Below are 11,200 nucleotides of genomic sequence, written 5' to 3'. Positions count from 1 at the left end.
CCCTCCTGGAGCCATGCCATGCAGCGCACCCTCCATGCCACCGGCACCCCCTGGGAGCCCCGCGTGGGCTACTCGCGGGCGGTGCGCGTGGGCCCCTTCGTCTCCGTCTCCGGCACCACCGCCACGGATGCCCAGGGGCAGCTCGTGGGTGAAGGGGACGCGTACCGGCAGGCGGCCCAGGCGCTCGCCAACATCCGCTCCGCGCTGGAGGCCGTGGGCGCCCGGATGGAGGACGTGGTGCGCACGCGCATGTACGTCACCGACATCTCCCGCTGGGAAGAGGTGGGACGCGCGCATGGGGACGTCTTCCGGGACATCCGCCCCGCCACGTCGATGGTGGAGGTGAAGGCCCTCATCGACCCGCGCATGTTGGTGGAGATTGAAGCGGACGCACTGGTGGCGTCCGCGCTGCCCTGAGGACCCAGCTCCGGGCCCATGCGACCTCAGAACTCCGCGCTGACGTCGGAGGGCACGTCGTCCGGCGCGCCGGGGTTGCCGGGCTCGGGGGACAGGTCGTCGCCGGTGCCCTCGGGAGGCGTCACGTCGCCGCGCAGCTCCGGCCCCCGGCAGTCCTGGACGGTGCCCACGCGGCTGCCGGACACCTCCGTGCAGGACTCCACGCGGCCGCCGTCCGTGCACTGGAAGAGGACGCGGAACTGCTCCTTCTCCTGCGCGTCCCAGCACGCACTGCCGACGTAGTAGGTGTTCGCCGCGATGTCGCCGCCCCAGGCGCGAAGGTCCGCGCGGCCACCGAGCCCCGGGATGTGGCGCACGGAGGTGAGCACCTTCTCCTTCGCGGCGGTCGCGGTGCTGCCCAGGTTGTACGCGCCCAGCACGCGCACGCGGGTAACGCCGGTGGCCTGGAGCTTGTGGCCCACGAAGGCGCCGGTGACGGCCTCGTGCTGCGCAGTGTTGGGGGTGAAGTTCGCCAGCCGGTACGCCAGCGACTTGCTGCCCTGGCCGAAGTGCGCGAACGACATCATCAACTTGCCCTGGCCCGCGAAGGACGGTGACACCGCCTTCAGGTTGTCCAGCGAGAGGACCAGCGTGCCCCGTCCGCGGTGCGCCTCGCCGTTGCGCTTGAGCGCGCCCGCGGCGACCAGCTTGTACGCGGTGTCGTCCGTGCTGCCCAACGGCCGGGCCTCCAGCTTCCACTGGTAGCGCTGGCCCACGCCCTTGCGCACGGTGAGCTTGTACGTCGCGTTGGCGCGGTCCTGCGGGCCGTACACGAGCACGTCGCCGGGCTGGGCATTGGCGGACTTCTTCACCAGGTCCGCGACGGGCACCAGCGCCTGCCGGAGCGCGTCGTTGAGGGCCTTCACCTCCATGCGGGCGCCCTCCAGCATCGCGGCACCTTCGCCATCGAGCGCGGCCTCCGTCTCCCGCAGGTCCTGCGCGATGAGCGCCGCGCCGTCCTGTTCCAGCGCGTCGGCGTTGAGCTCCAGCGAGGTGCCCTCGAAGTCCGGTAGGGACTCCAGCGCCTCTTGATCATCCACCCCACCGCACGCCGTCGAAAGCACCAGGGCCGCACCCACCGCCAACGTCTTGTTCCAGCGCATCGTCATCTCCAGGTCGAAAGGTTCGCGTGACTGCCTGCTGTTCCTTCCAACCCGGCGGGCGTGCGGCGGTTGCGGGCGGGGAATTATTTCGCGCTCGGGGGGTGTGCGCCGGTGTCCTCCCGGGGGTGGCCGTCCTCCGTGGCAGGGCCTACCTTGCAGGTACCATGGGCGTCGAATGGAAGAGCAACATCGACATCGCGGACGCGCTGGAGCGGGTCGCGGACCTGTTGGACACGCAGGACGCGATGCCCTACCGCGTGGGCGCGTACCGCAAGGCGGCGGCCACCATCGCGACGTGGCCGGACTCCGTCGCGCAGGTGCTGGCGGCTGGAGGCGAAGCGGGACTGAGGGAGCTGCCAGGGGTGGGCAAGAGCATCGCGGCGGCGGTCGCGGAGCTGGTGCGCACGGGGAGGATGGACCTCCTTGAGCGGCTGGAGGGGCAGACCTCTCCCGAGGGCCTGCTCGCCAGCGTGCCCGGCATCGGCCCGGAGCTGGCGAAGCGCATCCATGAAGCCTTGGACATCACCACGCTGGAGGCGCTGGAGCTGGCCGCGCATGACGGCCGGCTGGAGCGCGTGGAGGGCTTCGGGCCCCGGCGCGCGGAGCAGGTGCGCGAGCTGCTGGCGGCGCGGTTGGAGCGCAACCGGCGCGAGCGGGAGCAGGCGCGCTCACATGTCCACGAAGATGTGCCACGGCCTCCAGTGGAGCTGATGCTGAAGGTGGATGCGGACTACCGCCGGAGGGCAGCGGACGGGGAGCTGCGGCGCATCGCGCCCAAGCGCTTCAATCCCTCCGGTGAGGCCTGGCTGCCAGTGATGCGCGAGCGCGTGGACGGCTGGAACATGCGGGCCCTGTTCTCCAACACGGCGCTGGCGCACCGGCAGAAGACCACGCACGACTGGGTGGTCATCTACTACGAGCAGGACGACCTCCGGGGGCAGGGCACGGTGGTGACGGCCCACGGAGGCCCCATGGATGGACGGCGCGTCGTGAAGGGCCGCGAGGACGAATGCCGCGCGTACTACGCCCACGGTGAGGCGGAGCACGAAACCCCGCACGCCGGCGCCTGAAACCGTGAGGGGCGGGCACCCCCACCCCTCGTGGAGCGCGGCTCAGGGCGTGGGCGAATACACATCCGCGCCGACGCGCGCACCGCCACTGCCGCTGCCACCCGCGACGAGCACCCGGCCGGAAGGCAGCAGCGCCACGTCATGGTGCGTGTTGCGCGAGGACAGCGTGCCCGCTGGCGTCCACGCATTGGTGGCGGCGTCGTAGACCTCCGCGGAGTCGAGGACGCCCAGGCCCGCGCCCCCCTCCCCCGTCACCACCAGCACGCGGCCGGTGGACAGCTTCGTGGCGTGCGCCAGGTAGCGCGGCGCGCCCAGCGGCGACACGCTCTTCCACGTGCCGAGCGCCACGTCATAGACCTCCGCGGAGCGCAGCGCGCCGTCCGAACCCCAGCCGCCCGCCACCAGCACGCGGCTGCCATCGCCCAGCGGCACGGCGACGTGGCCGTAGCGCGCCGTCGCGAGGGGCGCCGTGAGCCTCCAGCTTCCGGTGGCCGGGTTGTACAGCTCCGCGGTGGCGGTGATGGTCGCGCCGTCGGAGGAGATGCCACCCATCACCAGCACCTCGCCCGAGGACAGCGGCACCGCGGCATGGAACGAGCGCGAGTGGGCCATGGCGCCCGTGTAACTCCAGGTGCCGGAGGTCGGGTCGAACAGCTCCGCGCTCGCGAGGTTGGACCCCGAGCCCGTGCCCGACACGCCGCCCGTCACCAGCACCTTCCCCGAGCCCGCGAGCAGCGTCGCGGTGTGCCGGGCCCGGCGCGTGCCCAGGTCCGCCACCGGCGTCCACGTGCCAGTGTCGGGCGCGTACACCTCCGAGGCGGACAGCCACGTGGACGTATCCCGCTGCCCACCGGTGACGAGCACCCGACCATTGCCCAGCAGCGTGGCGGAGTGCAGGAAGCGCGCGGTGGTGAGGCTCGCGGTGTCCTGCCAGGAGTCCGTCGTCTCGTTGTACAGCGCGGCGCTGGCGAGCGCGCCCCCTCCCGCGGGGTAGCCGCCCGCGACCAGCACGGCGCCCGTGCCCAGCCGGGTGGCGGTGAGCTGCATGCGCGCGGCGGCGAGGTTCGCGGCCGGGCGCCACGGCAGGGAGGACGGCCGGTAGCGTTCAGCGGAGGCGTTGAGGACGCCCGCCTGGGCCACGCCGCCCAGGATGAGCACTTCCCCCGAGGGCACCAGCGTGGCGGTGTGGCTGATGCGGCGGGTGGCCATCCACGCCGTCCCGCTCCAGGTGCCGGTGGACGGGTCGAAGAGCGAGGCGCGCTCCAGGTAGGGCTGGCCGCCGTTGGAGCCGCCCGCGACCAGGACCTCTCCGGAGGTGAGGAGCGTGGCGGTGTGGAAGACCAGCAGCGACGGCAGGTCGCCCTTGGGCGTCCAGGTCCCGGTGGCCGGGTCGTACAGCTCCGTGGTGGCGGTGGCGAGGCTGCCCGCGAAGCCGCCCGTCACCAGCACCTGGCCGGACAGCAGCAGCGTCGCGGTATGGCCCGTGCGCTGGACGCCCAGCGGGGCGGCCGGCAGCCACGTCCCGGTCGCCGGCTCATAGAACTCCGCCGACGCGAGCACGGTGCCATTGGCGCTGTCGCGGCCACCGGCGACGAGCACCCGCCCGTTGGCCAACAGCGTCGCGGTATGGCCCACGCGGGGCGCGCTCATGCGGCCGGTGGTGGCCCAGGAGTTCGTCGTGGGGTCGTACAGGAGGGCGGTGGCCAGCGCGTTACCGGCACCGCTGTCCCCCCCGGCGACGAGCACCTTCCCATTGGGCAGCAGCGTCGCGGTGTGCTGGGAGCGGGGCAGGTCCAGACCGCCCGCGGCGGCCCAGGTGTTGGTGTCCGGGTCGAACACCTCCGAGCCCGCCGCGCCCAGGGAGGAAGCACCGCCGCCCACCACGAGCACGCGGCCGGAAGCGAGCAGTGTCGCGGTGTGGCGCTGTCGGCTGGTCGCCATCGCGCCCAGGGAGAACCAGCGGCCGGTGCGCGGATCATACAGCTCCACCGCGGGCGTGCTCCCGCCGGTGACGAGCACATAGCCATTGCGCAGCAGGGTGGCGGTGGGGTCCACGCGCACCGAGGCCATGGACCCGGCGGAGCTCCACGCCGACGTATCGAGCGCGGCGGAGCGGGTGACGAATGACTGCTCATCAGGAGAACAAGCCGAGGCGCACGCAAGCGCGAGCGCGGCCATCAGGCCGTTGAAACGGAGACGCATCATCTGAGGGGTGGTCCTTCACTGCACAACGAGGGGGACACGGCTTGAGGCCGTGGGGGGGCGGCCCCTTAACCCAATTCAAAGGAAGACACCATCGGTGAATCCCTGAAGTGGCCCCCCGTCGCGGAGTCGACGTTCGTGAACAGGAAAGCCGCCTTCAGCGTGTTCCCTGCCTCCCTGCACCACCCACAGTCCTTCCTGTCCGGTAGCGGTCCCGGTGTTACCTTCGGAGGAGGACCGTCGTCCGGATTCTGGGGAGCACCGTGGCACCGAAGAGTGACGAGATGCTGGAGCAGTTGCTGCGCATGGGCGAGGACTCGCTGACCGAGTTCAAGGGCGTCGTGAAGAAGAACTTCCAGTTCGACCTGGACGACATCGCGAAGGCCATTGCCTCGATGGCCAACACCAAGGGCGGCCTGCTGCTCATCGGCGTCGAGGACGACGGCACCGTCACCGGAACCGGGGACATGAAGCAGACCGACGTGCTCATGATGCAGGTGAGCCAGCTCTGCCAGGACCGTATCGAGCCGCCCCTCATCTGCACGACCCAGAAGCGGGAGCACCAGGGCCTGACCCTGCTCCAGGTGGAAATCCCCGCGTTCAGCCCAAGCCGCCCGCACCGGGCGGGGAAGGTCTATTACGTCCGGGATGGCAACCGCTCGCGCGAGGCAAAGCGTGAGGAGTTGGTCCGAATGCTCCAGTCCACGGACGCCCACTTCGATGAGCAGGAGGTGACCGGGGCCACCGTGGAGGACCTCGACACGGAGGCCGTTCGCGCGTTCTTCGCGAACGTGTCTCCGCGACAGGTCCCCGAGCAGAACATCGGCCCACACCTGACCGCGCTCAAATGCATGGAGCGAACGGGGGTGCCCACCGTGGCCGGCATCCTGATGTTCGGCAAGGAGCCTACGCGGTGGCTGCTGGATGCGCGGATCTCCGCGGTTCGCGTCAAAGGCACGACGGTGTCGAGCACGTTCCTGGACCGGCAGGAGATGGAGGGGCGACTGCTCGACCAGATCGAACAGGCCAGTGCCTTCATCCAACGCAACATCGCGGCGCCCTCGCATGTCCAGGGCATGGTGCGTGTCGAGGACGGCTTGCCCGTGGAGGTCATCCGGGAGGCGGTCCTCAACGCGGTGACCCACCGGGACTACAAGCCGGCTTCCCAGATCCGCATCAGCATCTTCGATGACCGGATCGAACTCACGAACCCAGGTGACCTTCTGAACCACCTGACCCTGGAGAACATCCGCCAGGGGGGCATCAGCCAGAAGCGGAATCCCGTCCTGGCTTCACTCCTGGCCAAGGCCCAGCGACGGGAGAACCTGGGCTTCGGTGTTCCCGACATGGTGCAGGTGCTGCGCGACAGGGGATTCAAGGAGCCCACCCTCGAAGTCACGGCGGGCCACTTCAAGCTGGTGCTCTGGACGAAGCGAGCGGACGCATGAGCCAGGACGGCACGGACACTCCAGAGGCCCCTGCCCCCGTGCTCGCGGTGCTCCGTGTGCGGGTGGACCTGACGCAGGACGAAGCGACGTCCATGGTGCTCAGGGCCCGCCTCTTCGCGGGCATCCAGTACATCTCTCAGCAGCTCACGGGCACCGGGCCACTCCAACTGGATGGGAACAACTGGCGCCTGACGCTGAGAGGGGCGGACGGGCCAGAGCTTGCAAGGAAGTCCTTCGCTGCGGCGAAGCTGCTGCGCGAGCGCATCCTCGTGGACCTGAGCCTCCCCTCACATATCGGGGTGCATGCGGCGGTCATCGGAAACGATGAGGCCCTGTTGGAACAGGCGCTGAAACACTGCGAGCAACTCCAGGAACACGCGCCCGAGAACGCCATCGCTGTGTCCCCCGATATGTTCCGTGTCCTGGAAGGTGAAGTCCAGGAACAGCTCTCCCCTCCAGCCCCCCTGCATGGAGACACGTTGCCGGCGGCGCTGTTTCCTCCGAAGGCTTCCGCCCACGGAGAGCTGCTGCGGGAAGAGCTGCTGCGAAGCCTGACCAGCCCCGCCGTGAGAAGGCTTCACTACGTCGGCTTCCGGCTTCAGAAGAAGGAGCCTCCCAGCCTCGATATCTTCGACGTCTTCGTCATGCCGTCCGTCGAAGTCCGGAGGAGGTCCACGGCCTCCATCGAAGCCCTGGCCGGGCTTTCCTCGGACCTCTTGAGGCAGACAGGAATCGATTCGCCTCTGGGGCAACTGACGGAGTCCGTACAGCAGGCGACGACGTATCTGGCGCCCCAACGCACCACGTTCCAAGAGGCCTTCCAACGCCATCCTTCGATGGTGATCCTGGGCGATCCCGGCTCCGGGAAGACCACGCTCATGCGCTGGCTTGCGGTGGTGGGCGCTGGCGGCCCGCTGGCCATGCATGCCGCATTGGGAAGCACGGCACCCGCGCTGCCCCTGCTGATCAGCGTCGGGCATCTGGCCCAGATACGCGCGAGCCTTGGACGAGGGGCCTCCGTGGTCGAGGCGATTGCGCACCTCTTCCACCAGAGAGGCCTCGCGTCGGACGAAGCCAGCTTGCGACGTTTCCTGGAGCGCAGCCTCGACCAGGGGGAGTGCCTGGTGCTCCTCGATGGACTCGACGAGGTCCGGAGTGAAGCGCGCGCGGACCTCATGCGGTGGCTGGAAGACTTCGCGGCCCGCTACCCCCTGAACCGATTCATCGCCTCGGCACGGCAGGTCGGCTACGTGGGGCTGGCGCTTCCCGGCGCTGTGGAAGTCGAACTGGGGCCGTTCGAGGATGATCAGGTCCGCCGCTACGTCCACTCCTTCCACCGGGCCTATCGCCAGTGGGAAGAAGGCGTCCCGGATGACATCGCGGCGGACCAGGAGGCGGAGCGATTGCTGACGGCCCTCTTCGCCAACCAGCGTCTCCACGAGTTGTCGCGAAACCCCTTCATCCTCGCGTCACTGGCCCTCATCCACCGCGCGGAGGGACAGCTTCCACGCCACCGCGTCCAGGCCTATGAGATCTTCGCGCGGACCCTGTGTGAGACCTGGGGACAGGCCCGCAGGCTCACCGCCAGCACAGGGGACGAAGCCCAGATCCGCTACGAGGAGGAGGCCGTCCCCGTTCTCGGTCGCCTTGCGTTGGAGATGCATCGGCAGTGGCCGAACGGCGTCGCGCCGGAGGACTTCGTCATCGCGACCCTGGCGACAGCGCTCAGGGAACGCGACGGCATTTCAGACGAAGAAGCCGAGCGTTCCGCACGGGAGTTCCTCCACCGTGCGGGAAAGGACGTGCAGATCCTCATGGAGCGAGGCCCCCAGCGGTGGGGCTTCCTGCACCTGACCTTCCAGGAGTTCTTCGCCGCTGTCGGCCTGCACGCCAGCGAGTCCTTCGTCGATGAGGCCATGGCCCACCTCTTCGACCCCCGCTGGCAGGAAATCCTCCGGTTGGGCGTGGGATACATGGCGCTCGTGCAGAAGCGGCCCGAAGCAGCGCGCCGGTTCATCCAGAAGGTCCTTGGCCACCAGGAAACCGGCGTCCGCAGGGTCCTCACGGAAACGCTCAAGAAGCAGGTGCCCCTGGCAGCTCTTCTGGCTTCCGAAGCAGGGGATGCCCTTCCTGTTTCGCTCCAGAACCAGATCGCGGAGGACTTCTGCCTCTGGCTCTGTTCGATGCCCCGGCTCATCGGAGGACCCATCCTTGAGGAAATCCGTCTCTCGGAGTTCGCGTCTCGATTTACTCCATACCTGGAGCGCATGACGCAGGGGGAAGAACTCTCCAGGCGTGCGAACGCCATTGAGTTCAGCGCCGAACTCAATCCGGACCAACTCCTCCAATTCATCAATCTCGCGCGTTCAGATGACGCAGCGAACGTAAAAGCTGTAGCAGTACATCTCTCAAGAAAGGCGCCTCGCGACCAGGCAATCGCAATACTGGAGGCCCTGCTCACGGACACGAGTTCCTTTGTTCAGATCGGCGCTGCGATTGAGTTGATTGTGCAATACCCCGACCACCGCCGGAAAACGGTCGACATCATCCTGGCCCATGAAAACATGGTGCTGGCATTCTTCGTCGTCGCGGCACTGTCGCGCATGGAAGGGGCGGGCGAACTGGCGGAAGAGATCATTCAGTCATGGGAAAAATCCAATGACCCTGATTCGCTCTCTTTCGCATCCCTGATACGAGAAATGCCAGCGACGTTCCCATCCTCGCAACCTCGAATGCACTCTCCGGGCGGCCTGCTGAAAATGCTGGATTCTCCCCAACAGGCGGTTCGGCAATCCGCGATGCTCGCGCTGAACAACTCCAAGACATTGGAAGCGCTCGGCCCACTGCGACAACTCACCCTTTCAAGCGACCCACTGGACTCTGAATCGGCAATGACTGCGATATGGAATATCGCGAACGCAACGGGCCTCCACTCACTCCCGCCCGACTCCCTTGAGAGCAAAAACCCATTGCTCGCGGATGAGGAGTAGCGGGTGGGCTGCGACGACACCCGCTGAATCGCCCAGATGCCCAGCGGGCCCAAGGCCCTTCCAGGCGCGTTTGAACCCGCATCCCTGAAGGTGTTGAGTCGGCGGCCATGCGAAAGAAGACCGCCCTTGTCGCAGCGCTGGGTGCCCTGCTGTCCGGCTGCGGTGCGCCCCAACCCGTCGTCCCGACCCACCACCGTTCCCACTCCGTCCAGGAGCAGGGGGACTCACGGGTCGGTGAGTACATCTCCTCCGAGTGGTCGCTTCAGACCGCGTCGTACTGGATTGAAGGACCCGACGGGCTGGTCCTCATCGACACGCAGTTGCTGCCCTCGGCGCTGCGCAAGGAGCTGGCCTTCGCGAAGGAGCGCACGGGCAAGGAGGTCAAGCTGGCCATCGTCCTGCACCCCAACCCGGACCGCTTCAACGGCACGGCCCTGCTCAAGGAACTGGGCGTCCCGGTCATCACCTCCGACCAGGTGCGCGCGCTCATCCCCGCGGTCCACGCGAAGTGGGCGCCCACCCTCTTCGAGAAGTATTGGAATGGCCGCTACCCCCGGGAGCTGGTGCTCGCGGACGGCTTCGGTGACAGCACCCGAGAGCTGAGCGCTGCGGGCCTCACGCTGAAGGCCCACGTCCTGGGCACCGGGTGCAGTCCGGCCCATGTCGTCATCGAATGGGAGGGCCACCTGTTCACCGGCGACCTCGTGGCCCGCGCCACACACCCCTGGTTCGAGAATGGCCGGGTGGATGCGTGGCTCCAGCGCCTGGACGAGCTGCGCGCCCTGAAGCCGAAGTGGATCCACCCGGGGCGCGGGCTCCCCGGCGGACCGGAGCTGCTGGATGCACAGGCGGCCTACCTCCAGGCCGTGAGCGAGGAGGTCGCGGCGGAGCGGAAGGCGGCCCACCCCAGCAGCGACCCCATCGCCACCGTCACGGACAAGGTGACCCGGCGCTTCCCCGATTATCGCCACCCATCCCTGCTGCCCGCCCTGGTGAAGGGGGAGTGGGCCCGGCAGGCGCCCGGTCCCACCGCCACGCCTTCGCCGTAGGAAGGCCTAGCTGCTCGCGGACGTGTAATGGCGGATGGACAGCAACCACACCCGCCGCGCCACCCATGCGAAGACGACCGAGCCCGCCACCGCGCCCACGAGCCACGTCCACGGCAGCCGCCCCAGCATCGCGAGCGCGGGGAACGTGGTCATCAGGGCCAGCGGGATGATGAAGGTGAACACCATCGCCAGCGCGCCCCGGAACACGGAGGACGGCCACCGGGCCGCGTCGAAGATGGACGTGAACAGGTACGTGAGGTTGTCCACCTTCACCACGAAGAACGCCGCGCTCACCACGAGGATCCACAGCGAATAGAGCAGCAGCACGCTGGTGCCCAGCAGCACCAGCGACGCCAGGAGGCCCGGCAACGACGGCCAGCGCCCCAGCGAGACGAACGCGTAGACGAACAACCCCACGCCGGACAGCACGTTCATCGCGCGCCACGGCAGGAAGCGCTGCGTGGACACCAGGAACTGCGCGTCCGCGGGCTTGAGCAACACGAAGTCCAGCGTGCCCTTGCGGATGTGCTCCACCACGCCCGTGAGGCTGGGGCTGATGGCGCCCTCCAACACCCCCTGGAGCAGCGTGAACCAGCCCACCACCAGCAGGGACTCGTGGAAGCTCCACCCCTCCAGGCTCGGCCGGTCGCCGAAGACGACGAACAGCGGCGCCAGCGCCGTGAACGTCCACGCCACCGACGTCAGCCCCTCCGCCAGGAAGTCCGCGCGGTATTGCAGCGCCAGCAGGCCCGAGGCCTTGAGCTGCACGCCCAGCAATCGCAGGTATCGCTCCACCCTCACGGCCCTATCCTCCGAACGCCGCGAAGCGCGCCAGGCCCCGCCGCCACACGAGCGTCGCCACCGCGCCCAGCCCCGCCACCC

General features: G+C 68.6%; 8 protein-coding genes. 5 read left to right on the top strand and 3 right to left on the bottom strand.

Annotated elements, in window-relative coordinates; all coding sequences use genetic code 11:
- Positions 1–417 (top strand): RidA family protein (locus D7X74_RS33415; protein WP_233602367.1); only part of this gene is annotated, 417 nt, incomplete at its 5' end.
- 26 nt (positions 418–443) lie between these two features.
- Here the strand turns inward: D7X74_RS33415 and D7X74_RS33410 are convergent.
- Complete coding sequence (locus tag D7X74_RS33410) at positions 444–1,559, bottom strand: hypothetical protein (RefSeq protein ID WP_147446773.1); 1,116 nt, start codon at positions 1,557–1,559, stop codon at positions 444–446.
- A 164-nt stretch (positions 1,560–1,723) separates the two neighbouring features.
- Between D7X74_RS33410 and D7X74_RS33405 the strand changes: the two genes are divergently transcribed.
- Entirely contained in the window at positions 1,724–2,629 is a 906-nt protein-coding gene (locus tag D7X74_RS33405; RefSeq protein ID WP_120537057.1) for a helix-hairpin-helix domain-containing protein, read from the top strand.
- Between the two features lie 42 nt (positions 2,630–2,671).
- Here the strand turns inward: D7X74_RS33405 and D7X74_RS33400 are convergent, their stop codons facing one another.
- On the bottom strand, positions 2,672–4,834 hold the full coding sequence (locus D7X74_RS33400; RefSeq protein WP_233602366.1) for a kelch repeat-containing protein: 2,163 nt from the start codon (positions 4,832–4,834) through the stop codon (positions 2,672–2,674).
- Positions 4,835–5,094: 260 nt separating this feature from the next.
- Here D7X74_RS33400 and D7X74_RS33395 point away from each other — a divergent pair, with 260 nt between their 5' ends.
- From D7X74_RS33395 to D7X74_RS33385, 3 genes are all read left to right on the top strand, one after another.
- A complete protein-coding gene (locus D7X74_RS33395; protein ID WP_147444386.1) occupies positions 5,095–6,279 on the top strand; it encodes an ATP-binding protein in 1,185 nt (394 codons plus the stop codon).
- Positions 6,276–9,269, top strand: a complete 2,994-nt coding sequence (locus D7X74_RS33390) for an NACHT domain-containing NTPase (RefSeq protein ID WP_120537054.1) — start codon at positions 6,276–6,278, stop codon at positions 9,267–9,269. The genes D7X74_RS33395 and D7X74_RS33390 overlap by 4 nt, the downstream gene beginning before the upstream one ends.
- A 107-nt stretch (positions 9,270–9,376) precedes the next feature.
- A complete protein-coding gene (locus tag D7X74_RS33385) occupies positions 9,377–10,318 on the top strand; it encodes an MBL fold metallo-hydrolase (RefSeq protein WP_120537053.1) in 942 nt (313 codons plus the stop codon).
- A gap of 6 nt (positions 10,319–10,324) precedes the next feature.
- On the opposite strand, the gene D7X74_RS33380 is transcribed toward D7X74_RS33385, so the two are convergent.
- Positions 10,325–11,119, bottom strand: coding sequence for an ABC transporter permease (locus D7X74_RS33380; RefSeq protein WP_120537052.1), 795 nt, complete (start codon positions 11,117–11,119; stop codon positions 10,325–10,327).
- Between the last annotated feature and the right edge of the window lie 81 nt (positions 11,120–11,200).

The organism is Corallococcus sp. CA047B, assembly GCF_003612065.1.
In the GTDB taxonomy this organism is placed as follows: domain Bacteria; phylum Myxococcota; class Myxococcia; order Myxococcales; family Myxococcaceae; genus Corallococcus; species Corallococcus praedator.
Note: the sequence above shows the minus strand (reverse complement) of the source record. Positions and strands in the feature narration are given on the sequence as shown.

Coding starts and splice junctions, on each gene's coding strand:
- D7X74_RS33410 (WP_147446773.1), bottom strand. CDS start 1,559: ATGCGCTGGAACAAGACGTTGGCGGTGGGTGCGGCCCTGGTGCTTTCG.
- D7X74_RS33405 (WP_120537057.1), top strand. CDS start 1,724: ATGGGCGTCGAATGGAAGAGCAACATCGACATCGCGGACGCGCTGGAG.
- D7X74_RS33390 (WP_120537054.1), top strand. CDS start 6,276: ATGAGCCAGGACGGCACGGACACTCCAGAGGCCCCTGCCCCCGTGCTC.
- D7X74_RS33400 (WP_233602366.1), bottom strand. CDS start 4,834: ATGATGCGTCTCCGTTTCAACGGCCTGATGGCCGCGCTCGCGCTTGCG.
- D7X74_RS33385 (WP_120537053.1), top strand. CDS start 9,377: ATGCGAAAGAAGACCGCCCTTGTCGCAGCGCTGGGTGCCCTGCTGTCC.